Raw genomic sequence first — 23,096 nt, 5'->3', positions numbered from 1 at the left:
GGATCAGCCGCAGTGGACGCGGGTCACCACATTATTGTTGTCGAGCGTGACGTTGACGCGCTCGGGCAGCATGTCGGTCGTCGCCATGCCGTCGACACGCAGCCATCGGAAGAGGCCAGCGCCCGTTTCCATGATCACCGCGTCGGCAAGTCCCTGGCTGGCAGGCTGGCCGATGAAGCCGGCAGTATCGCCTTCTTCACAGATATGCGGATTGTTGAGCACGTCGAGACGCGCATAGTCATCGGCGTAAGGGTAGTTGGCACAGGCGCCAAGCATGGCGGCCGCAGGTACGATCATTGCCCACTTCATTTGGAGTCTCCCCTTCTTGTCATCGCCAGTTTGCCATCTTCGATCGCAAAGGCCAAGCGACCTTCAACTAGATCAAGTGCATCGCGCCCGAATTCTTCGAATCTCCAGCCCTGGAGAATGTCCAGATCTTCGCGCACGCCGGCGGCCAGAAGCTCCAGATCGCCGGCCCGCGTGATGAGGCGCGGCGCCACGCCGCTTTCCTTGGCGCGGATTTTCAGGAGCAATTTCAACAGGTCACTGACGAGACTTGCCTCCTTGGTGAGGCCGGGACGACGCGGCGGTTTGGCCGGCATTTCGTCCTTGGGCAGCGGCTCGGCATCCTTCAGCGTGTCCATGAGGCGCGCGCCGATGTCGTTGTCGCGCCAACCGCGCGACAGGCCGCGAATCTTGACCAGATCCTCCTGGCGCTTGGGCGGATGGTTGGCGAGTTCGCCCAACGTGTCGTCCTTGACGATTCGCCCGCGCGGCAGGTTTTTCCCGCGCGCTTCCTTCTCGCGCCATGCTGCGAGCGCCTTGAGGCGGCCCAGCACTTCGGGCTTGCGGCTCGGCAGCTTCATGCGTTTCCACGCATCTTCGGGGGCGAATGCGAAGGTCGACGGATCGGCAAGCCGGGCCATTTCCTCATCCAGCCAGGCCCCGCGGCCCGTACTGACGAGCTTGTCGAGGAGGGTGGGGAAGATTTCCGCCAGGTGCGTCACATCGGCGATGGCATAATCGAGCTGTCGCTTGTCGAGCGGACGGCGCGACCAGTCGGTGAAGCGCGCTCCCTTGTCGAGCTGGTGCCCGAGAACCGCCGAGACGAGATTGGCATATCCGACCTGCTCGCCATAGCCGAGCGCCATCGAGGCGATCTGAGTGTCGAACAGCGGGAAGGGCGTCTTGCCGGTGAGATTGTAGAAAATCTCGAGATCCTGCCCGCCGGCATGGAAGACTTTGACGATCTCCCTGTTCTCGACCAGCAGGTCGAGCAGGGGATCGAGGTCAATGCCGTCTGCGAGTGGATCGATGGCCGCCGCTTCCTTGCCATCCGAAATCTGGATCAGGCACAGTTCGGGCCAATAGGTGTTTTCGCGCATGAATTCGGTGTCGACGCACACGAATTCTGCGGTTTCCATGCGGGAGATCAGGTCTTTTAGGGACGCAGACTCGGTAATGAGATCGTGAATTTTCATATGGATTTGCGCCCTAGCGCACCCCAGAGCGCTTGACAAAGAAAGCTTGTATGGCGAGTGCAGCGCACGACTAGCGGGCCCTTCCGCACCATCTTCATTTTTCGAGACGATCATGCACGCTTACCGCACCCATCATTGTGCCGCCCTCAACGCCGAAGCCGTCGGCGAGAATGTCCGCCTGTCGGGCTGGATCCATCGCAAGCGCGATCATGGCGGTGTGCTGTTCGTGGATCTTCGCGATCATCACGGCATCACCCAGATCGTCGCCGACGAAGACAGCCCCGCGCTGCCGGTGCTCGACAAGCTGCGTGTCGAGAGCGTCGTTACCATCGATGGCGAGGTGAAAGCGCGTAGCGAAGGCACGGTGAACAAAAACCTGCCGACGGGCGCGATCGAGGTATTCGCGCGCGGTATCACGGTGCAATCGGAGGCCAACGAGCTGCCCCTGCCGGTTGCCGGCGAGCAGGACTATCCCGAGGAAACCCGTCTCAAGTATCGCTTCGTCGACCTGCGCCGCGAAACGATGCACAAGAATATCGTGCTGCGCTCCAAGGTGATCAGCTCGCTGCGCCGCCGCATGGAAGCGCAGGGCTTCACCGAGTTCCAGACGCCGATCCTGGGGGCATCGAGCCCCGAGGGCGCGCGCGACTATCTGGTGCCTTCGCGCCTGCACCCGGGGCGCTTCTACGCGCTGCCGCAGGCGCCGCAGATGTTCAAGCAGCTGCTGATGGTGGCCGGCTTCGACCGCTATTTCCAGATCGCGCCCTGTTTCCGCGACGAGGATTTGCGTGCCGACCGCAGCCCCGAATTCTACCAGCTCGACTTCGAAATGAGCTTCGTCACGCAGGAAGACGTTTTCCAAGCGATCGAACCGGTGCTGGCGGGCGTGTTCGAAGAATTTGCCGATGGTCGCAAGGTGACCCCGGCAGGCGAGTTCCCGCGCATTCCTTACAAGGAAGCGATGCTGAAGTACGGCACCGACAAGCCCGACCTGCGCAACCCGATCGAGATTGCCGATGTCGGCGCGCATTTCGAAGGGTCGGGCTTCGGCCTCTTCGCCAACCTCATATCGCAGGGCAAGAAGGTCCGCGCCATCCCGGCACCGGGCACGGCCGAGAAGAGCCGCAAGTTCTTCGACGAAATGAATGATTGGGCGCGCGGCGAAGGTTTCCCGGGCCTTGGCTATGCGACCCGCAAGGGCGGCGAATGGGGTGGACCCATCGCCAAGAATCATGGCTCCGAAAAGATGGACACGCTGGCCGACGAACTCGGCCTCGGTCCGGATGACGGCCTGTTCTTCGCTGCGGGCGATGAAAAGGATGCGGCCAAGCTTGCTGGTCTTGCGCGCACCCGCGTCGGCGAAAGCCTCGAGCTCATTCCCGAGGGCGAATTCAAATTCTGCTGGATCGTCGACTTCCCGATGTTCGAGTTCGATGAAGAGCGCCAGAAGGTCGACTTCAGCCACAACCCCTTCTCGATGCCGCAGGGCGAGATGGAAGCGCTGGAAACCAAGGACCCGCTCGACATCCTCGCTTGGCAGTATGACATCGTCTGCAATGGCTACGAACTGAGCTCGGGCGCCATTCGTAACCACCGTCCGGACATCATGTACAAGGCCTTCGAGATTGCCGGCTATTCCAAGGCCGATGTCGACGAGAATTTCTCGGGCATGATCGAAGCGTTCAAACTTGGCGCGCCCCCACACGGCGGTTCGGCACCTGGCATCGACCGTATCGTCATGCTGATCGCCGACGAGCCCAATATCCGTGAAGTCATTGCCTTCCCGCTGAACCAGCGTGCGCAGGACCTGATGATGGGCGCCCCGAGCCTCGTGAGCGATCGCCAGCTCGAGGACGTCCACATCCAGCTCGACCTGCCGCCCGAGGAAGCTGACGACAGCGCGCCGGTCGCCGACGTTGTGGAAGACGACAGCTAAGTCTCTCAAGGGACACACCGTTCCCGAAACGAGACGGTTTTCCGGCGTGAGAGATTGATCCCCGGGCAGCGCGCCGTTAAACGCGCCTTCATGGGGATTGACTTAACCGCAGTACCGGTGGGGGCATCGGTACAAGGTGACAGCGAGGAACGGCTCACCGAGCTGCGCGCGCAGTTGCGCGAATTGCAGCTGCGCATGGTCGCGCACGGCAAGCAGCTGATCGTCCTCGTCGAAGGCTGGGAAGCCGCAGGAAAGCGCGATTTCCTTCGCGATCTCGGCTGCAGTCTCGATCCTTGCCGGATGCGAACCTTCGTGACCGCGGCAAAGCCCGATAGCGACGAAAAACGTCATTGGCTGGCGCGTTTCTGGGCCGAGCTGCCGGCGGCCGGAAATAGCAGCCTGTTTTATCGCAGCTGGTACCGGACCGTCATCGCCCAGAAAATTGCAGGTGCGATCGACGAGACCGGCCTGTCGCGCGGTTGCGACGAAATCAACGAGTTCGAAGCGCAGCAGTGTGACCATGACACCATCATGGTGAAGCTCTTCTTTCATATGAGCGAGGACGAGCAGGCACGCCGGCTCGAACAGCGCTGGTCCGATCCGTGGATGCGGACGATCACGCACAAGCGCGAGGATAATTGGGCCGAGGGGCGCGCCAAGCTGATCGATGGCTGGCATGCCGTTTTCGAACAGACGGATACGCGCTGGGCCCCGTGGACCTTGGTCGATGCCGAAGACGAGAAGGGTGGACGCGCCATGGCGCTCGAGACGCTCGTCCGTACGCTCGACAAGGCGTTGCCGGCAACGCCGCCGGCTGCGCAGGGCGATCATGTGGTCGTCCAATTTCCCGCTACTGGCGGGCGCTAAGCCCTAGCGCGTGCGCAAGAAGGGCGATCTCCCGACCAAGGACTGCGTCGTCTGCGGACGCCCGTTCACCTGGCGCAAGAAGTGGGCAAAGGTCTGGGACGACGTGAAATATTGCTCGGAGCGCTGTCGCGGCAATCGAGGCAAGGCTCAGGCCGACGGATAGTCGATCTTCACGACCTCGTAGAACATCTCGCCCGAAGGCAGGCGCACCGCGCGTTCATCGCCGACCTTGGCGCCGATCAGGGCGCGGGTGATCGGGGCTGACCAGCCAACACGGCCATCGCCTGCTTCGGCCTCGTCATTGCCGACGATGGTGATGATGCGCTCTCTGTCATTCTCGTCGACCAAGGTGACCGTGGCACCGAAGCGGACTTCATCGCGGCGCTCGGCCTTGGCCGGGTCGACCAGCTTGGCTTCCTTCATCACCTTCGAGAGATAGCCCAGGCGCCGGTCGATCTCGCGCAGCTTCTTGCGGCCGTAGATATAATCGCCATTCTCGCTGCGATCGCCATTGCCGGCGGCCCAGGCAATGAGCTCGGTCAGCTTGGGGCGTTCGACCCCGAACAACTGATCATATTCTTCGCGGATCCGCGCCAGCCCCTCGGGGGTGATGAAGCGCGGGCGCTTGGCCCCCACACCCATCAGCCGGGCCGGTTGGTCTTGCCGAGATGGCGCGAGACATGGACCGCGCCATAAGCGGGGACATAGGGATTGAGCCGGTCGTAGACGGCGGCATTCTCGAGCACGCGCTGGACATATCCGCGTGTCTCCATGAACGGGATTTTCTCGATCCACTCGACCGTGTCGACGCGCGAGGTGCGCGGATCGCCATTGTTGCGGATCCAGCGGTTCACATTGCCCATGCCGCCATTATAGGCCGCAGCGGCGAGCACCTTGTTGCCGTCATAATAGTCGCTCAGCCAGGCGAAATAGCCGCTGCCGAGACGGACATTGTAGGCCGGGTCGGTACGCAGGCAGCTATAGCAATATTCAAGGCCCATCCGCCGAGCCTGCTCGCGTGCCGTTGCAGGCAAGAGCTGCATCATGCCGTGGGCGTTGGCGTGACTGACGGCGAAATTGTCGAAGCTCGATTCCTGGCGGGTGATGCCGTGGGCGATGCTCCACGGATCGCCGCCCGGCGCGCCGCGCGGATGCACCGGCCAGGCGGAGCGATAATAGAAGGCGGTCCCGTCATTGCGTGCGGCACGGGCAATCCAGACACCAAGGTCGGCGCGGCCGGCCCGTAGCGCATAATCGCTAGCGATCAGGCGCTCCTGCTCGGTTTCAAGCGAGGTGGCGATGGCGCGCACGAACACGGCACGATCGTCGGGATCGCCGAGCCGCGACAGCGCGACGACAATGGGCTTGCTGGCAAATGCATTGCGCGCTGCGGCGGTCTGTTCGGGCAAAGCGGGCGGGACCGGGATGTCGCGGCCCAACCGTTCGAGCGCTAGCTGGCTGTAGAAGAGCTCGGGCGTTTCGGCGGCGCTGGCATAGAGGGCGTTGGCGCGCTGGACGTTGCCCGCCTCCTGCGCGCTGCGTCCGGCCCAATAGAGGCCCTTCGAGCGGACCTGTAGAGAACGGCCGCCGGTCGAATAGGATTCGAACAGGCGGCTTGCCGCAGCGGCATCGCCAAGCCGCTCGCGCGCGGTCGTGCCGGCGAGCCAGGCAAGCGAGGTATATTTGTCGCGCACGCCATAAGCCTGATTGGCGAGCACGGCGCCATCGGGCAGGGCGTCATCCAGCTGGCGCGCAATATTATAGGCGGTGACATGCGCGCCGCGATCCGAAGCGCCCTCGGCAGCGAGCAGCAGCATCTCGTACCATTTATCGACATTGGTCGGCCGGGTCGTGAAATCATGATCGCGCGCCAGCAGAGACTCCGACGCGCTTTCCTGGCCCGAAGCGCGGAAGTAACGCGCGCGGTCCATCAGCAGGCCGGCATGGTCGTCGATACGATCGGCGACACGGGCAAACAGCACGTCCGCATTACTGTCGCGGCGCTGGAGGGCGAGGCGGGCCTCGGCCACCTGGCGTTCGCCGGGGCTTGCCAGCGACAGTATGTCCTCGGCCTTTTCGCGCTCGCGAACGAACAGGAGCGCGTCGATACGGCGGTCATGGTCGAGCGCGGTCAGGCGGCTGCCGAAGCGCGACCGGATCGTGGCGATGTCTTCGTCGCTGAGATCGTCGCTCAGCCAGGCGTTGCGCGCTGCTTCGGTCGCCGCGTTGGTGCGACCCTGGCGTTCCTGTGCCAGCGCAAGCGCGGTCCAGCCGCGGCCATTGCGCGGTGGCGTGCCGTCGAAGAATTCGAGGACCAGAGGGTCGGGGGCAAAGGCATTGAGCGCTTCTTCGGCGCGGGCGCGGATCGACCCGATATTGGGCCAGTCGGGGTGCGCGATGGCGAATTGGGCAGCGCGCGAGAATGTCGGGTTGCGCTCATCTTTGAGCTCGCGCCACTCGGCGATCGAGGCGTCGACCGTGTCGCGCGCGCTCTGCAATTCGGCAGAGGTCGCGCCAGCCACCGCCATCTGCACGGGGCTGGAGGAAATGGCCGCTCCGGACAGGAGCAGTGAGGGGATGAGAAGGAGGCGCGTGGTCATGGGTGGTAATATGGAGTTTCACTGCTTATCAGACCCTGAACATTCGGCGGGCCGAATGGTTCTGGCGACAGGACGTTCTTTATCGGAGATATTTGATGTTCAAGGGCTCGATTCCGGCATTGGTGACCCCTTTTTCGAACGGCGAAGTCGATCTCGAAGCCTATGGCGAGCTGGTCGATTGGCAGATTTCCGAAGGCAGCCACGGCCTCGTGCCTTGCGGTACGACCGGTGAAGTCGCAACGCTCAATGCTGCCGAACATCGCGCCGTCGTTGCCAAATGCGCCGAGGTGGCAGCAGGCCGCGTGCCGGTCATCGCCGGCTGCGGCGGCTATGATACGGCGGCCGTGATCGAAGCGACGAAGATGGTCGCCGAGGCCGGCGCCGATGCCGCTTTGTGCGTCGTTCCCTACTATAACAAGCCGAGCCAGGCTGGCCTGATCGCGCATTTCCTCGCGATCGCCGAGGCATCGCCGCTGCCGGTGATGGTCTACAACGTGCCCGGACGCACGGTCGCCGATATCGGCGTTGCTGCACTCGGCGAGGTCGCCAAGCATGAGAAGATCGTGGCGATCAAGGATGCGACCGGCAATCTCGGGCGTGTGACGGAGCAGCGCATGGCCTGCGGCGAGGATTTCATCCAATTATCGGGCGATGATCCCACTGCGCTCGCGTTCAACGCGATGGGCGGCGTGGGTTGCGTGTCGGTGACGGGCAATGTCGCGCCGGGCCTGTGCGCCAAATTCCAGGATGCGATGGCCGCGGGCAATTGGGACGAAGCGCGCGCGCTGCAGGGAAAACTCTACCCGCTCCATGTCGCGATGTTCGCCGACGCCTCGCCCGGCCCTTGCAAATATGCGTTGTCCAGAGTGCGGCCGGGTTTCTCGACCGAGGTCCGCCTGCCGCTCACCCAACCGTCGGAAGCCGCCCGCGCTGCGGTCGACGCGGCGCTCGTCCATGCGGGGCTGGCCGGATGAGCAAGGCCTTCAACAAGGTCAAGGTCGTCGCCGACAACCGGCGCGCCTTCTACGAATATAGCGTCGAGGAACGGTTCGAGGCGGGTATCGCGCTGAAGGGCACCGAAGTGAAATCGCTGCGCAATGGTGAGGCGAATATTGCCGAGAGCTATGTCGGTGTCGACGAAGGCGAGGTCTGGCTCGTCAACGCGCACATCCCCGAATATTCGCACGGCAATCGGATGAACCACGACCCGCGCCGCCGCCGCAAGCTCCTGCTCCATGCGCGCGAGATCAACAAGCTGTTCGGCGCCGTGAACCGGCAGGGCATGACGATCGTCCCGCTGTCCATGTATTTCAACGGCGAGGGCAAGGCGAAGCTGGAGATCGCGCTCGCCAAGGGCAAGAAGGCGCATGACAAGCGCGCTGCGATCAAGGAACGGGACTGGAAAAGAGAGCAGGGACGCATACTTAGGAACCATGGGTAACAATCCCGGTCCTCTTCGCCGTTTCCTCGCCAAGCACGCCCCGACGCGCGAGGAACTGGCGCGCTCGCGCTGGCTGAAGCCGGTGCGTCGCTATATCGAGGCTCACGAATATTGGCGCTTCACCCGCCGCAGCGTGCCGCGCGCCTTCTTCATCGGCATGTTCATTGGCGTCTTCCTGATGATACCGGGGACGCAGATGATCGGCGCGGCGCTGATGTGTATTCCGATGCGCGGCAATATCCCGATCGCCGCAGCGCTCACCTGGGTGAGCAATCCCGCGACCACGCCGGTCTTTCTGATCGGTGCACTCGAAGTCGGCGGCTTCTTCGGCTTCGAAACCCATCTCGACCAATTGTACGAGCTGTACGAAAGCGATGCGTCGATCCGGCAATGGTTTGCCTGGCTGTTCACCGATGCTGCGCCCGGTCTGATCTTCGGATTGTTCGTCATCGGACTGGTGTTGGCGCTTGTCGCATATTGGGTGTCGCTCGTCGGATGGCGTTTGTGGATTGGCAAACGCTGGCGTCAGCGCACGGATTGAGGCAATCTCACTTCAGAATATCGAACGCCCAGGGGAGGGCAGAGGAGTTTACATGAAAAAGTTGATGGTCCTGCTTGCCGCCAGCACGATGCTGGCCGGTTGCACCGAAGATACGCGTCCGAAGGCGTCCGCCGCCGTGGCGCCGCCGCCGCCCGCCGTCGCGCAGGAGCTTGGCGATGATCCGGCGGGCGAGGCCGAGCTCGGTACGTTCGGCTTCGACCAGACCGGCATGGACACCAGCGTCGATCCGGGCGACGATTTCTATCTCTATGCAAACGGCACCTGGGCCGCGAACACCGAAATCCCGGCCGACAAGTCCAACTATTCGATGTTCGGCGCGCTCGACGACCTTTCCAAGGATCGCACGCGCAAAATCATCATGGAAGCGGCAGAGGATCCGACCAACCGCGTCGGCGCTGCCTATCGCAGCTACATGGATACGGATGCGATCGAAGCGGCCGGCATGGCCCCGATCCAGCCGATCCTCGGCGAGATCGAAGCAGTGGATAGCTGGGACGATTATGCCCGCATGATCGGCCGTGCTGACCGTCTCGGCTTTGGCGGTGCGCCCTTCGTCTGGTTTGTTGGCCAGGATTCGGGCGACAGTAGCCGCTATCTGCTCGCCGCCTACCAGTCGGGCCTCGGCCTGCCGGATCGCGACTATTATCTTACTGACAATGAGCGTTTCGAGGGCGTGCGCGCGGCCTATGTCGACTATCTGGCCGACATGCTTGGGTTCGCCGGGGCAGGGGACGATGCCCGTGCCCGCGCCGAGGCGATCCTTGCCTACGAGACCGAGCTTGCCGGCATCCACTGGGACCGCAACAAGCTGGGCGACAGCTCGGCGACCTATAACAAGATGAGCCGCGCGGAGATGGTTGCGCTCTATCCCGAATTCGATTGGGACACGATGTTCGCCGAGGGCGATTACGACTTTGACGAGGTCAATGTCGCAACGCCGGATTCGATCGTCGGCGGGCTCGAGCTTGCCTCGAACACCGACCTTCGCGTGCTCAAGGACAAGATGATGGTGAGCGCGCTGGGCAGCTTTGCAAGCTACCTGCCGGCCGCGGTCGATAACCGCCAGTTCGCTTTCTATTCGACGACGCTGTCGGGCGTGCCCGAGCAGCAGGAGCGCTGGAAGCGCGGCGTGAGCTTCGTCTCGGGCATCCTGCGCGACGATGTCGGCAAGGAATATGCCGCGCGCCATTTCCCGGCCGAATATAAGGCGCAGATGCAGGAACTGGTCGACAATGTGACCGAGGCCATGCGCCTGCGCATCGTCAATGCCGACTGGATGGCCGAGGAAACCAAGGAACAGGCCGCGACCAAGCTCGGCAATTTCCGCAGCAAGATCGGCTATCCCGACAAGTGGATGGACTATGAAGGCCTGACCATGGGCGACGACCTCTTCGCCAACGTCCAGGCTGCGCGCGAGTGGTCGCACCAGGACGCGCTGAAGCGCCTCGACGAGCCGCTGCGCCGCTGGGCCTGGGGCATGGCCCCGATGACGGTCAACGCTTACGCTAATTTCGGCCAGATGGAGATCGTCTTCCCGGCCTCGATCCTGCAGCCACCATTCTTCGATCCCAATGCCGATGCGGCCATCAATTATGGCGGTATCGGTGCCGTGATCGGCCATGAAATCAGCCACCACTTCGATGACCAGGGTGCCAAATATGACACGATGGGAAACCTCAACAATTGGTGGACCGAGGCTGACTATGCGAACTTCGAAGCGCGCGGTAAGGCACTGATCGACCAGTATAATCTCTACGAGATTTTCCCGGGCGAGTTTGTCGATGGCGAGTTCACGCTGGGCGAGAATATCGGTGACCTTGCCGGTCTTTCGATCGCCTATGACGCCTACAAGGCTTCGCTGAATGGCGAGGAAGCGCCGATCATCGACGGGACGACCGGCGACCAGCGCTTCTTCCTTGCCTGGGCACAGGTCTGGCGTCGCAATTATCGCGATGACGAACTGAAGCGCCGTCTCAAGACGGACAGCCACTCGCCCTCGATCCAGCGTGTCTGGGTGATCCGCAACATGGACGCATGGTACGACGCCTTCGGTGTGACCCCCGAGGACGAGATGTACCTGCCGCCCGAAGAGCGCGTGACCGTCTGGTAGCATGCTCGATCGCCACGCCGCACTGGTCGATCCCGGGCCGCTCGATACCAGCCTGAAATGGCTGGGGCCCGGGCTCGTCGGTGCGGTGGTGGTGACATTGGCGCTTTTGCTGGCCGGCGATGCACGCTGGCCGCTGGCGCTGGCCCTGTTGGCCGGTGGGGTGATTTCGATCGCGGCCTGGCGCTTCTGGCGCGGCCCCGCGCCGAGCGACGCGGCGTCGCTGGCCGCACAGCCCGCAACGCCCAATGAAGAATTCGCGCTTGCCGCTGCTGCCCTGCAGCTCGCGGAAGATGCAGCGGCCATTACCGACAGCCGTGGCCAAGTCCTGCTCGCCAATCGCCAATATGGTCGTCGTTTCGAGGCCAGTGATCCGCTGCAAGGCTTGGGCGATGCCGAGGAAGATGGTCATCCGCTAGCGCTGGCCCGCGAGGCTGCGTTGCGAAGCGGCCAGGCGGAGTTGCGCGCCGATGGCGATAAGGATTCGCTCGATTATGTTGTGCGGCGTGTGGGCACTGGCGGCGAAACGCTTCTCTTGTGGAGCTTCTGCGAGCGTGCGGCTCCTGATCATCTCGAGGTCGTGGCGGGACGTATCGGCGGCGATACGGGGACCCGTCTCGCAGCGGCAGGCGTTTTGGCGGCCACGCTCGACGATGAGGGCAATGTCATTGCCTCCAACCCGCTGTTCGCCGAGCGCATCCTTGTCGGCGTGCGCGGCAAGGCACCCGCGCTGACCACCATCCTCTCGCAGTCGGAAGACGGGCTGCTCCGTATCATCGCGGAGGGGGACCAGTCTCCATCGCTGCGCGGTGTCCATGTGCCGATCGACCCGTTGAAGGATGACGGTGCTGGGACATTGCTGCTCTTCGACGCCAGCGAATTGTCGGGTGTCACCGCCAGCGAGAATGTCCAGGTCCTGCTCGAACTCCTCCCGCTCGGACTGGCGCTGGTTGATCGCGATGGCCGCTTCCTCACCATGAACCGCGCCTTCCGCCAGGCTGGGGGGATCGATCAGGACAAAATGCCGAGCTATCCGGGCGACCTCGTCGTCAAGGAAGACAAGGCCGCGGTCGCCGATGCGGTACGCCGCAATTCGCGTGGTCCAGCAATGTCCGCCGATATCGCCGTCCGCCTCGCGCGCAATCCCAAGGAGCCGGTGGCGCTGACGGTCGCGGGCCTGCGCGGTATCGGCGATGCTGCCGTGTTGCTGCTGCTCAAGGACAATAGCGAAGAGGCCAAACTCAAGCGCCAGATTGCGCAGGCCACCAAGATGCAGGCAGTCGGCCAGCTTGCCGGCGGCGTGGCGCACGACTTCAACAATATCCTGACCGCCATCCTCGGCCATTGCGACCTCATGCTGATGCGCCATACGCCGGGCGACAGCGATTATGACGATATCCAGCAGATCAAGTCGAACTCGAACCGCGCCGCCGGCCTGACGCGCCAATTGCTGGCCTTTTCGCGCCAGCAGACCTTGCGGCCGCAGGTGCTTCAGTTGGCCGACGTGGTCGCCGAAGTCTCGCACCTGTTGAAGCGCCTGCTTGGTGAGACGGTCGAATTGAAGGTGAAGCATGGCCGCGATGTCGGCTTGGTGCGCGCCGACCCGGGCCAGCTCGAGCAGGTCATCGTCAATCTCGCCGTGAATGCGCGCGATGCGATGCTCGACAATGGCGGGGGTACGCTCACCATTCAGACTTATTCGGTGCGCGCCGAGCAGGTTGCCGACCTTGGCAGCGAGATCCTGCCCGTTGCCGATTATTCGGCGCTGTCGATCACCGACACCGGCTCTGGCATTCCCCCTGCCGTGCTCGGCAAGATTTTCGAGCCCTTCTTCACGACCAAGGAAGTCGGCAAGGGCACCGGTCTTGGCCTCTCGACCGTCTACGGGATCGTCAAGCAGTCGGGCGGCTTCATCTTTGCCGACAGCAAGGTGGGGAAGGGGACGAGCTTCGTCATCTACCTGCCGGTCCACGAGGTCGCCGAAGAGGACAAGGCGCGCCCTGCCGGCAAGGCGCCGGACGAAAGCAGCGAATTGTGGGGCTCGGGCACGATCCTCTTGGTCGAGGACGAGCCGATGGTCCGCACTGTCGCCGAACGCGCGCTCGCCCGTCACGGCTATACCGTGCTGACCGCCAATAATGGCGAGGAAGCGCTCGAGCTGCTCGAGGATGCCGACGAGGTATCGCTTCTCGTTTCCGACGTCGTTATGCCGCTGATGGACGGACCGACCATGGGCCGCGAGGCGCGCAAGGACCGGCCCGACCTGCCGATACTCTTCATGTCGGGTTATGCCGAGGAGCAGCTGAGAAAGTCGATCGATATCGACAATGTCGACTTCCTGCCCAAACCTTTCAGCGTGCAGGAATTGGCCGAAGCGGTGCGTAAGGTACTGGCCGACAAATAGTCTTTGCGCTTTTCGGGCGTGTCACTATCATCTTCGCTTATGGGGCAAGCACTCAACATTCTTGTCGTCGAGGACGAGCCGCTGATCGGCATGATGCTCGAGGATTTCCTCGATCAGCTCGGCCATCGTGCGGTCGCGGTGTGCGAAACCGTGCCGAGCGCATTGGCCGCTTGCGAGGCGGGCGGGTTCGATCTTGCCATTCTCGACGTCAATCTGGGCGGTGAGGCGGTCTGGCCAGTGGCCGAGCGACTCGCCGATGCCGGCATTGCCTTCGCGCTGGCAACGGGCGGCCATGTGACGCCGCCGCCCGCTGCGTTTGCGAATATTCCGACGCTGTCCAAACCGTTTACGATGGACTCGATTTCCCCTGTTTTGGAACAGCTTGCACCGTCCCGGGCGGCCTAACCCGTTCCACTCTTGTTCTTGCGGAACAAATAAGGTACATCCTGACAATCGAAGCCGTTCCAGACGGCGTGTGTTGACGAAAGGGGATGGACCATGGCAGCGCAGTTGAAAGTCGTAGATGCGGGGAAAGACAAAGTGAGTAGTGACCGTCAGAAGGCGCTCGATGCAGCGCTGGCGCAAATCGATCGGGCGTTCGGCAAGGGCTCGGCCATGAAGCTGGGCAGCCGCGAGAAGATCGAGATCGACAGCGTGTCGACCGGCAGCCTCGGGCTCGACATTGCGCTGGGCATCGGCGGAATCCCGCGCGGCCGCATCGTCGAGATTTACGGGCCGGAAAGCTCGGGCAAGACGACGCTCGCGCTCCATGCCATTGCCGAGGCGCAGAAGGATGGCGGCACGGCGGCCTTCGTCGACGCAGAACATGCGTTGGACCCCGTCTATGCCAAGAAGCTCGGTGTCGATATTGACGAACTGATCGTCTCGCAGCCCGATACGGGCGAGCAGGCGCTGGAGATCGTCGACACGCTGGTGCGCTCCAACGCTATCGACGTCCTCGTCGTGGACTCCGTTGCCGCGCTCGTGCCGCGTGCTGAAATCGAAGGCGAGATGGGCGACAGCCATGTCGGCCTGCAGGCCCGCTTGATGAGCCAAGCGCTGCGCAAGCTGACCGGTTCGATCAACCGTTCGAAGACGACGGTCATCTTCATCAACCAGGTGCGCATGAAGATCGGCGTGATGTACGGCAATCCGGAAACGACCACCGGCGGCAATGCGCTCAAATTCTACGCCTCGGTGCGTCTCGACATTCGTCGCACCGGCCAGATCAAGGATCGCGACGATATTATCGGCAACTCGACCCGCGTGAAGGTGGTGAAGAACAAGGTCGCACCGCCTTTCAAGCAGGTCGAATTCGACATCATGTATGGCGAAGGTATTTCCAAGCTTGGCGAAATTCTCGATCTCGGCGTGAAGGCCGGGTTGGTCGAAAAGTCGGGCAGCTGGTTCAGCTATAACAGCACCCGGATCGGCCAGGGCCGCGAAAATGCCAAGACGTTCCTCAAGGAAAATCCGGAAATGGCTGCCGAGATCGAAGCGGCGATCCGCGGCAACCGTAAGGACGAGCTTGAAGAAGCGATGATGACCGGACCCGAACCGGACGACGCCTAAGTCGCATCGCAATATAGAACAGGAAGGGGAGGTCGCGAGATGCGGCCTCCCTTTTTTGGTTCAGCAGTCGACGGGGTGGCAGTCGGCTTGCTGGCGGCGGGTGCCGGTCTCGAACAATCGTCCATGCTCGGTCCACAGGATGAGCAGGAAAGCCATTGCGCCAGCCCCGGCAAAGGCCAGCAGGATGGGAATGAGCGAACCATCGAACATCTGTCCGATCACCAATCCAAAGACCGCCGCCCAGATTGTGCTGAACGTGCCTTGGACCGAGCTGGCCGTACCGGCAATGGGTGCCATGTTGGTCATGGCCAGGGTGCCGAGATTGGCCGCCGTGAAAGCAAAGCTCGTCAGGATGATCGCCATGAAGATGACGAAGCTCGCCAGCGTCGATCCGAAGGCCAGATGCCATATCAGATGCGCGATCGAGGCGGCAGCGAAACCGATGATGCCGGAATGACCGACGCGGCGAAGGCCGAAGCGTCCGACGATGCGGCTATTGCCCCAGCTGGCGACACCCATGGGTGCTGCGACGGCAGCGAAGACCCAGCCAATCGCCTCGGGCCTGGCGAAAATCTCGCCGAGGATCTGCGGGATCGAAGCGAGATAGGCGATGAGGCAGCCAAAGACGAAGCCCAGCGCAATTGTGTAGCCGCGCGACAAGCGGTCGACGATGGTGGCGATGATCGCCCGGCCGATGACGACGGCATCGAGGCTGCGGCGATGTTCGGGATGCAGGGTCTCGGGAAGTCGCAGCCCGCCCCAGACAAGGACGATGGCGCCATAAGCGGCAAGCGCAAAAAAGATGGCGCGCCATTCGAAGCCCAGCAGGATCACCTGCCCGATACTTGGCGCCATGACCGGCACCACCATGAAGACCATGAAGGTCAGGCTCATGATCCGCGCCATTGCCTCGCCTTCGTACAAATCGCGCACGATTGCGGTGACGAGGACGCGGCTGATCGCGCCGCAGAAACCCATCATGAACCGCGCAGCGACAAGGACGGCGAAGGTCGGCGCCAGGGCGCACACCAATGCGAAACCGACATAACCGGCGACACCGGCAGTCAGGATGCGCTTGCGTCCGAACCGGTCGGCGAGCGGTCCCCAGAAGAGCTGGCTCGCGCCAAAACCGAACGTGTAGGCGACGATGACGAGCTGGACGCTGTTTGCTTCGATCAGCCCGAAAATGAGGCCGATGTCAGGCAGGGCCGGCAGCATCGTGTCGAGCGCAAAGGCATTGAGCGCCATGAAGCTGGCGAGAAGGGCGACGATCTCTCGTTCGCTGACCTTGCGCTTGGTCTTTTGAGAGGGCGTCGCATCCATCGCGAGGGGGTTGGCGCATCGCGGCTCGACATGCAACAAGCTTCGCAATCACAAATCGACCGGGGCAGGACCGTTTCATGAAAATCGACCGACGCGAATTGATAGCCGGGAGCGCTGCCTTGGGTGTCGCCGGATTGGCAGGCGCGGCAGGTGCTGCGGTGACGAAACAGCCTGTCCTGACCGACATCGTCATTCCGCCTGCGATCACGCCCGAAGAGCGCGGCCTACGTATCGCCAAGGCACAGCGCTTGATGCGCGACCATGGCATTGGAGCAATCCTTGTCGAGAGCGGGCCGAGCCTCGACTATTTCACTGGCGTGCAGTGGGGCCGCTCCGAACGCCTTACGGGCGCGCTTATCCCGGCCGAAGGCAAGCCCATCATCGTCACGCCCTTCTTCGAGAAGCCGTCAGTGGCCGAGACGCTGGCCGTGGATGCCGAAATCCGTACCTGGCACGAGCATGTCGAGCCGCTGTCGGTCGTCGTCGGCTATCTTCGCGAACTCGGGCTCGAGGGCGAGAAGATCGGGATGGAGGAAACCAATCGCTATTTTCTCGTCGACAAGCTGCAGTCTGAGCTACGCGGCGCAAGGGTCGTCAGCGCCAATCCGGTGGTCCGCGGCTGCCGCATGTACAAGTCCGACAATGAGTTGCGCCTCATGCGTGCGGCCAATCACATCACGCTGACCGCAATCGGCAACGTCATCGACCGAATGGAGCCGGGTATGACCGGCCGCGACGTCCGCGCGATGCTGACGAGCGAGCAGGTCCGCCTCGGCGGTTCGCGACCGTGGGCGCTTGTCCTGTTCGGCCCCGATGCTGCGCTTCCGCACGGCACTGGGCGCGAACAGGTGCTGGGGCAGGGCGATATCGTCCTCGTGGATACGGGTTGTTCGGTCCATGGCTATCAATCGGACATTTCGCGGACCTGGGTGCTCGGCACGCCGTCGGCGCAGCAGCGCCGGGTCTGGGACCAGGTCGCCGCCGGCCAACAGGTCGCCTGGAAAGCGCTCAAGATCGGCCAGTCCGCCGGATCGGTCGATGACGCCGTCCGCGCCGCCTATGAAAGCTGGGGCTACGGTCCGGACTATGAACTGCCGGGCCTATCGCACCGCACGGGACACGGGATCGGGATGCAGGGGCACGAACCCGTCAACCTGGTCCGCGGCGAGACCGAGAAGCTCGCACCCGGCATGTGTTTTTCCAATGAGCCGGGCATTTACCTGCCGGGCAAATTCGGGGTTCGCCTCGAAGACTGTTTCTACATGGGCGAGACGGGTCCTAAATGGTTCACCGTCCCGCCGACCAGCCTCGATGACCCGTTGGGTCGCATGGGAGACCCCGTATGATCATCGTCCATCATCTCAATAACAGTCGTTCGCAGCGCATTCTCTGGCTGCTCGAGGAATTAGGTCTCGACTATGAGATCAAGCGATATGAGCGCGATCCGAAGACGATGCGGGCGCCCGCCTCTCTCAAGAAAGTGCATCCGCTCGGCAAATCGCCGCTGATCGAAGAGGATCAGGTAGTGATCGGCGAAAGCGCGGCAATCATGGAGCATCTGGTCGGCAAGAAGGGCCGCTTCGGTGCGCCGGACGATCCGGTGCTCGCGCGCCACTACAATTTCTACATGCATTATGCCGAAGGCTCGCTGATGCCGCCCTTGTTCGGCATGCTCATCGTCAACAAGCTTGGACTGCTCGGTTTCCCAGCGCGCAAGCCGCTTCGTGGCATGCTGGCCGAGCATTTCGGCTTCCTTGATCGCGAACTGTCGTCGCGTGGATGGTTTGCCGGCCCCGATCTCACGGCCGCCGACATGATGATGAGCTTCCCGCTCGAAGCGGCACAGTCGCGCGCCGGCCTCGATGATCGCTATCCGAACATCACGGCATGGCTGAACAAGTGCCATGAGCGGCCTGCCTACCAGCGCGCGCTCGCACGTGGCGGCGAATATGACTATGCCTAGTTGACCTTGTCCGCGCTGGCGGGGATGGTCCCGCGCGAACATGAATTTGGGGGATGAATTTCCATGGATGACCTGATGGCCAAGAAGGGCGGGATCCCGCTCCAGTGGCAGATGCTGATCGGCTTTCTCGTCGGTCTGACGGCGGGTCTTGCCGTCTACATGACCGCGCAGGATGCGGGCTGGGTGGACACCGTCAGCGATGTTGCCAGCTTCATCGGCTCGGTCTTCCTGCGCCTGCTCTTCATGCTGGTCATCCCGTTGCTCTTCTCTGCGCTGGTGGTCGGCATTGCCGAAATGGGCGATGCCCGGTCGCTGAAGCGCGTCGGCCTCAAGACGTTGGGGCTCACCATCCTCCTGTCGAGCATCGCGGTCGTCATTGCGCTGGTGGCGGCGAACGTCTTCCAGCCGGGCGCGGGCGTCGATCGTGCGGTCGCCGAAGGATTGCTGGCGGATGCGGCCGACAGTGCAGGGGCGATCCTGCAGCGTAACGCGGAAACGCCCAGCGGGCTCGATGCCGTGCTGGCGATCATCCCGTCCAACGTCTTCTCTGCGATGAGCGCCAACGACATCCTCGCGGTGATGTTCTTTGCCCTGTTCTTCGGCATCGGCCTGCTGTTCACCGACAGCAAGGAAGCCGAAATCCTCCAGAAGGGCATCGAAGGCGTCTTCCACGTCACCATGAAGCTCATCATGTGGGTGATCCGCCTCGCGCCGATCGCCATCGCCTGTTTCATGTTCAACCTTGCTAGCGCGTTCGGTTGGGACATCCTGCTGCGCTTGCTGGTCTACGTGCTGGTCGTCGTGGGCGCTTTGTGTGTGCACATGTTCGTGGTCTATCCGATCGTGTTGCGCGTTCTGGGCGGCGTCAGCCCGGTCTGGTTCTTCAAGAACGTCAAGGAAGCGATGCTGATCGCCTTCTCGACCGCCAGCTCGAATGCCACGCTTCCTTACGCGCTCAAGGTGGCCGACGAAAATCTCAAGCTGCCGCGTGCGCCGGCGCGTTTCGTCCTGACCATCGGGGCGACCGCCAACCAGAACGGGACCGCCTTGTTCGAAGGCGTGACGGTGCTCTTCCTCGCGCAATTCTTCGGTGTCGACCTGACGATCGGGCAGCAATTCATCGTGCTGCTGATGTGTATCCTCGGCGGTATCGGGACGGCGGGTGTGCCTGCGGGCTCGCTGCCCGTGGTCGCGCTGATCCTCGCGATGGTCGGGGTGCCGCCTGAAGGTATCGGCATCGTCCTTGGCGTCGATCGCCTGCTCGACATGTGCCGTACGACCCTGAACGTCACCGGCGACCTTGCTGCGGCGACCATCGTCAGCCGCGGCGAGGGCGAGGATGAGGAATTGTCGGACCTGCAAGCCCGGACCACATGACCCTCGACGACCTGCCCCATAGCTATCGCACGATCCTGTGTGATGTCTGGGGTGTGATCCATGATGGCGGCTCGCTCTTTCCCGGCGTCGCTCGGCGGTTCGAGCGTTGGGCGGAGGAGGGGCGCAAGGTCGTCATCCTCACCAATGCGCCGCGTCCAGCCGACCGGGTCGAGCGCGAATTGGAAGCGATGGGCCTGTCGCGAGACCTCTGGCACGGCCTGACGTCGAGCGGCCAAGCGGGGATCGAGGCGCTGACGCATCCGCCGCGCAAGGTCGGCTTTGCCGGCACGCGCGACGATTATGACGACCTTGTCGCCCATGGCGTCGATATTGCCGCGAGGGGCGAGGCGATCGAGGAGATCGCGCTCACCGGGCTCGACGAATATCGCTACGAGGTGACGGAATATGAGGAAGAGCTACAGGCCTGGCTCGAACAGGATTTGCTCGTCCATTGCCTCAACCCCGACCGGATCGTGGTCCATCAGGGACAGCGACTGGTTTGTGCAGGTGCGCTAGCCGATGAGTTCAAGGCGCGGGGCGGGCGCGTGCAGTTTTACGGCAAGCCGCATTTGCCGATTTTCCGTCATGCGCTCGCCCTTGCGGGGGATCCGCCGCACGATGAGGTCGTGATGGTCGGCGATGGCCCGATGACCGACATGTATGGTGCCAAGCGCGTCGGGATCGACGGCGTTTTGGTGCGTGGCGGTATCCAGGAAGGCGCTGAATATGAATGGGGCGCCGAGTTCGAAAACTGGCGCCCCATCATGTCGGTTGAAGGTCTTTAGCGGCTAGGCGGCGTCGTCGACCAGATAACGCTGTTCCTCGGCCATCTTGACCAGGGCAGCCTGCAATTTCTCGAACGCGCGCACTTCGATCTGACGAATGCGTTCGCGGCTGACGCCATAGACCTGGCTGAGATCCTCGAGAGTCTTCGGATTCTCCGTCAGGCGACGTTCGGTCAGGATATGCTTCTCGCGATCGTTCAGGGCGTCCATCGCGGCCATGAGGAGTTCGTGGCGCACCTGACGCTCTTCCTCATCGGCGACGATTTCGTCCTGCAGCGGCTCTTCCGAATGGAGCAAGTCCATCCACTGGCTGTCGCCTTCATCGTCGGCACCACGCATCGGGGCGTTGAGGCTGGTATCGCCGCCACGCGCCATACGGCGGTTCATCGAGACGACTTCGTCCTCGGTCACGCCCAGCTCGGTCGCGATCTTGGTGACGTCCTCGGGCTTGAGGTCGCCATCCTCGAAGGCGTCGATCTGGTTCTTCATGCGACGCAGGTTGAAGAACAGCTTCTTCTGCGCGGCAGTGGTGCCCATCTTCACGAGGCTCCACGAGCGCAGAATGAATTCCTGCATCGAGGCGCGGATCCACCACATCGCATAAGTGGCGAGGCGGAATCCTTTATCGGGCTCGAATTTCTTCACGCCCTGCATCAGGCCGATATTACCCTCGGAAATCAGCTCCGACACGGGCAGGCCATAGCCGCGATAGCCCATGGCGATCTTGGCGACGAGGCGCAGGTGCGAGTTGACGAGCTGCGCAGCAGCATCGGTATCGCCATGCTCTTTCCAGCGTTTGGCGAGCATGAACTCTTCCTCGGGCTCGAGGATCGGGAATTTCTTGATCTCCGCAAGATAGCGGTTGAGACCATTTTCGCCCCCGGTCGAGGGGATAGAGAGGGCAGCGCTGCGGGCCATTCTTGCTCCTTTGCGCTACGCCGGTCGGCGCAGCTTGGCGTGATCGATCAATATAGGCACTTTTTGACTATACTCCAAGAGCATCCACCAGTTCCGCCATATCCGACGGAAGGGGTCGCTCGAACGACAAACGGTCACCTGTTGCAGGGTGGATGAATCCAAGCCGTGTCGCGTGAAGTGCCTGACGAGAAAAATCTAGTTGTTTCAATAACTCCCGATGAGTCTTTTTGATCCGTCCGTAGACCGGGTCGCCAACCAGTGCATGCCCGATATGGGCCAAGTGGACGCGGACCTGGTGGGTTCGGCCGGTTTCGAGGCGGCATTCGATAAGCGCCGCATCTTTCAGGTTCGTTAGCTTGCGCCAGTGGGTTACAGCATGCTTGCCTTTTCCATCGGGCACGACGGCCATTTTCTTGCGGTTTTGCGGGCTTCGCGCCAAACTTGCTTCGATCCGCCCTTCGCCTGACAGCATCATGCCGGATGCGACGGCGAGATAGCGGCGGTCGATCGAATGGGCGGCAAATTGCTTGGCAAGGCCCTCATGCGCCTTGTCGGTCTTGGCGACGACGAGCAGGCCTGACGTATCCTTGTCGATGCGGTGGACGATGCCGGGGCGCGCAACGCCGCCGATCCCCGACAACTTCCCGGCGCAATGATGCAGCAGCGCGTTGACGAGCGTCCCGTCCGGATTGCCGGCGGCGGGATGGACGACCAGCCCGGCCGGTTTGTTGACGACCAGCAGGTGATCGTCCTCGTGAACGATATCGAGCGGGATATCCTGCGGGACGGCATGATGCGGGCGCGGTTCCGGCACGGTCAGCGTGAAGCGTTCGGTGCCCTTGACCTTGGTGGCCGGATCGCGTCGTGGCTCGCCGTCTTGGGTAAGGCCGCCTTCGGAGATCAGTCCCTTGATGCGCTCGCGCGAGAGTGACGCCATGACGTCGGTCACCGCGCGGTCGAGCCGCCAGCCCTTGTGACGCTCTTCGAGCGCAATATCGTGGACCTGTCCCCCCATGACCGCCGAAATGGGGGAGGCGCGCGGCAGGTTCAAGATGTCGGACCAGAACGGGGGTTGCGTAGGGGCCATTGCACGGCCATCCAAGGGCGCATGAACGATCAAGAATTCGCCGCCTTGCTGTGCAGTCGCCTGTGTCACGACCTGATGAGCCCGGTTGGGGCGCTCAATAATGGCTTGGAGTTGCTGGCCGACGAAAACGACCCGCAGATGCGCGAGCAGGTGATCGAATTGCTCGGCGACAGCGCGGCTGCGACGGCCAATCGCCTCAAATTCTTCAGGCTGGCCTTCGGTGCTGCGGGCGGATTTGGCGCCGAAATCGACACGAGCGAAGCCAAGGCCGCGCTCGAGGGTGTGTTCGGCGAAGAAAAGAAGATCGATCTCGACTGGATGGTCGATGCGCCCAAGCTGCCGAAGGACGCGGTCAAGCTGCTGCTCAATCTCGCCATGATCGCTGGTGACGGGCTCGTGCGCGGCGGCAAGCTGGCGGTCGGGGCAGAGCAGGCCAATGGCCAGATCGAACTGGTCATCCGTGCCGAGGGACCGCGCCTGATGATCGATCCCAATATCGTCTCAGCGCTGACCGACGAAAATGGGTCGACCGAGCCGCGTGCAGCTGGCGCGATCCTGGCGCGCAAGCTGGCGGCGGGGCAGGGCGGGTCGATCCAGACCAATTCGCCGGCCGAGACGATGATCGTCATCGGGGCCACGCTCGCGGGCTAAAAAAGCCGCGCATCGCTAACGC

General features: G+C 62.7%; 22 protein-coding genes. 15 read left to right on the top strand and 7 right to left on the bottom strand.

What is annotated here, in order from left to right; all coding sequences use genetic code 11:
• Positions 1–3 precede the first annotated feature (3 nt).
• Positions 4–309 carry an I78 family peptidase inhibitor gene (locus NDO55_RS03880; protein WP_252112603.1) on the bottom strand — a complete coding sequence of 102 codons (306 nt, stop codon included), beginning with the start codon at positions 307–309 and terminating at the stop codon, positions 4–6.
• Positions 306–1,481, bottom strand: coding sequence for a ribonuclease D (gene rnd, locus NDO55_RS03875; protein ID WP_252112601.1), 1,176 nt, complete (start codon positions 1,479–1,481; stop codon positions 306–308). The genes NDO55_RS03880 and rnd overlap by 4 nt, the downstream gene beginning before the upstream one ends.
• A 112-nt stretch (positions 1,482–1,593) precedes the next feature.
• Between rnd and aspS the strand changes: the two genes are divergently transcribed.
• The 3 genes from aspS to NDO55_RS03860 all read left to right on the top strand — a co-directional run bounded on the left by aspS (position 1,594) and on the right by NDO55_RS03860 (position 4,447).
• Positions 1,594–3,417, top strand: coding sequence for an aspartate--tRNA ligase (aspS, locus tag NDO55_RS03870; protein ID WP_252112599.1), 1,824 nt, complete (start codon positions 1,594–1,596; stop codon positions 3,415–3,417).
• Positions 3,418–3,507: 90 nt separating this feature from the next.
• On the top strand, positions 3,508–4,284 hold the full coding sequence (locus NDO55_RS03865) for a polyphosphate kinase 2 family protein (protein WP_252112597.1): 777 nt from the start codon (positions 3,508–3,510) through the stop codon (positions 4,282–4,284).
• Positions 4,285–4,294: 10 nt separating this feature from the next.
• The gene (locus NDO55_RS03860; protein WP_252112595.1) at positions 4,295–4,447 is read left to right on the top strand and encodes a DUF2256 domain-containing protein; all 153 of its coding nucleotides are present in this window, start codon (positions 4,295–4,297) and stop codon (positions 4,445–4,447) included.
• Here NDO55_RS03860 and NDO55_RS03855 read toward each other — a convergent pair.
• Positions 4,432–4,926, bottom strand: a complete 495-nt coding sequence (locus NDO55_RS03855; RefSeq protein WP_252112593.1) for a GreA/GreB family elongation factor — start codon at positions 4,924–4,926, stop codon at positions 4,432–4,434. The genes NDO55_RS03860 and NDO55_RS03855 overlap by 16 nt on opposite strands.
• Positions 4,926–6,884, bottom strand: a complete 1,959-nt coding sequence (locus tag NDO55_RS03850; RefSeq protein ID WP_252112591.1) for a lytic transglycosylase domain-containing protein — start codon at positions 6,882–6,884, stop codon at positions 4,926–4,928. Before NDO55_RS03850 ends, NDO55_RS03855 begins: the two co-directional genes overlap by 1 nt.
• Positions 6,885–6,979: 95 nt before the next feature.
• Between NDO55_RS03850 and dapA the strand changes: the two genes are divergently transcribed.
• The 7 genes from dapA to recA all read left to right on the top strand — a co-directional run bounded on the left by dapA (position 6,980) and on the right by recA (position 14,970).
• The gene (dapA, locus tag NDO55_RS03845; RefSeq protein WP_252112589.1) at positions 6,980–7,858 is read left to right on the top strand and encodes a 4-hydroxy-tetrahydrodipicolinate synthase; all 879 of its coding nucleotides are present in this window, start codon (positions 6,980–6,982) and stop codon (positions 7,856–7,858) included.
• Positions 7,855–8,325: an SsrA-binding protein SmpB gene (smpB, locus tag NDO55_RS03840; protein WP_252112587.1), complete on the top strand. Its 471-nt coding sequence runs from the start codon at positions 7,855–7,857 to the stop codon at positions 8,323–8,325. Before dapA ends, smpB begins: the two co-directional genes overlap by 4 nt.
• Positions 8,318–8,866, top strand: a complete 549-nt coding sequence (locus tag NDO55_RS03835) for a DUF2062 domain-containing protein (protein ID WP_252112585.1) — start codon at positions 8,318–8,320, stop codon at positions 8,864–8,866. The genes smpB and NDO55_RS03835 overlap by 8 nt, the downstream gene beginning before the upstream one ends.
• Before the next feature lie 52 nt (positions 8,867–8,918).
• A complete protein-coding gene (locus NDO55_RS03830; RefSeq protein WP_252112583.1) occupies positions 8,919–10,997 on the top strand; it encodes a M13 family metallopeptidase in 2,079 nt (692 codons plus the stop codon).
• A gap of 1 nt (position 10,998) precedes the next feature.
• Positions 10,999–13,398 carry a hybrid sensor histidine kinase/response regulator gene (locus NDO55_RS03825; RefSeq protein ID WP_252112581.1) on the top strand — a complete coding sequence of 800 codons (2,400 nt, stop codon included), beginning with the start codon at positions 10,999–11,001 and terminating at the stop codon, positions 13,396–13,398.
• Between the two features lie 39 nt (positions 13,399–13,437).
• Positions 13,438–13,803: a response regulator gene (locus NDO55_RS03820; RefSeq protein ID WP_252112579.1), complete on the top strand. Its 366-nt coding sequence runs from the start codon at positions 13,438–13,440 to the stop codon at positions 13,801–13,803.
• Between the two features lie 93 nt (positions 13,804–13,896).
• Positions 13,897–14,970: a recombinase RecA gene (gene recA, locus NDO55_RS03815; protein ID WP_252112577.1), complete on the top strand. Its 1,074-nt coding sequence runs from the start codon at positions 13,897–13,899 to the stop codon at positions 14,968–14,970.
• 60 nt (positions 14,971–15,030) lie between these two features.
• On the opposite strand, the gene NDO55_RS03810 is transcribed toward recA, so the two are convergent.
• The gene (locus NDO55_RS03810; RefSeq protein WP_252112575.1) at positions 15,031–16,293 is read right to left on the bottom strand and encodes a multidrug effflux MFS transporter; all 1,263 of its coding nucleotides are present in this window, start codon (positions 16,291–16,293) and stop codon (positions 15,031–15,033) included.
• A 77-nt stretch (positions 16,294–16,370) separates the two neighbouring features.
• Here NDO55_RS03810 and NDO55_RS03805 point away from each other — a divergent pair, with 77 nt between their 5' ends.
• From NDO55_RS03805 to NDO55_RS03790, 4 genes are all read left to right on the top strand, one after another.
• The gene (locus NDO55_RS03805) at positions 16,371–17,639 is read left to right on the top strand and encodes a M24 family metallopeptidase (protein WP_252112573.1); all 1,269 of its coding nucleotides are present in this window, start codon (positions 16,371–16,373) and stop codon (positions 17,637–17,639) included.
• Positions 17,636–18,256 carry a glutathione S-transferase family protein gene (locus NDO55_RS03800; protein ID WP_252112571.1) on the top strand — a complete coding sequence of 207 codons (621 nt, stop codon included), beginning with the start codon at positions 17,636–17,638 and terminating at the stop codon, positions 18,254–18,256. Before NDO55_RS03805 ends, NDO55_RS03800 begins: the two co-directional genes overlap by 4 nt.
• A 63-nt stretch (positions 18,257–18,319) precedes the next feature.
• The gene (locus NDO55_RS03795) at positions 18,320–19,633 is read left to right on the top strand and encodes a dicarboxylate/amino acid:cation symporter (protein WP_252112569.1); all 1,314 of its coding nucleotides are present in this window, start codon (positions 18,320–18,322) and stop codon (positions 19,631–19,633) included.
• A complete protein-coding gene (locus NDO55_RS03790) occupies positions 19,630–20,418 on the top strand; it encodes a TIGR01459 family HAD-type hydrolase (RefSeq protein ID WP_252112567.1) in 789 nt (262 codons plus the stop codon). The genes NDO55_RS03795 and NDO55_RS03790 overlap by 4 nt, the downstream gene beginning before the upstream one ends.
• A gap of 3 nt (positions 20,419–20,421) precedes the next feature.
• On the opposite strand, the gene rpoH is transcribed toward NDO55_RS03790, so the two are convergent.
• Entirely contained in the window at positions 20,422–21,336 is a 915-nt protein-coding gene (gene rpoH / locus NDO55_RS03785; protein ID WP_252112565.1) for an RNA polymerase sigma factor RpoH, read from the bottom strand.
• A 67-nt stretch (positions 21,337–21,403) separates the two neighbouring features.
• Positions 21,404–22,351, bottom strand: coding sequence for an RluA family pseudouridine synthase (locus tag NDO55_RS03780; protein ID WP_252112563.1), 948 nt, complete (start codon positions 22,349–22,351; stop codon positions 21,404–21,406).
• 93 nt (positions 22,352–22,444) lie between these two features.
• Here NDO55_RS03780 and NDO55_RS03775 point away from each other — a divergent pair, with 93 nt between their 5' ends.
• Positions 22,445–23,074 carry a histidine phosphotransferase family protein gene (locus NDO55_RS03775; RefSeq protein WP_252112561.1) on the top strand — a complete coding sequence of 210 codons (630 nt, stop codon included), beginning with the start codon at positions 22,445–22,447 and terminating at the stop codon, positions 23,072–23,074.
• Positions 23,075–23,096: the final 22 nt, after the last annotated feature.

Origin of the sequence: Sphingomicrobium sediminis, assembly GCF_023805295.1 — a bacterium.
GTDB classification, from domain to species: Bacteria; Pseudomonadota; Alphaproteobacteria; order Sphingomonadales; family Sphingomonadaceae; genus Sphingomicrobium; species Sphingomicrobium sediminis.
The sequence above is the reverse complement of the archived record's forward strand: the minus strand, read 5'-3'. Positions and strand labels throughout refer to the sequence as shown.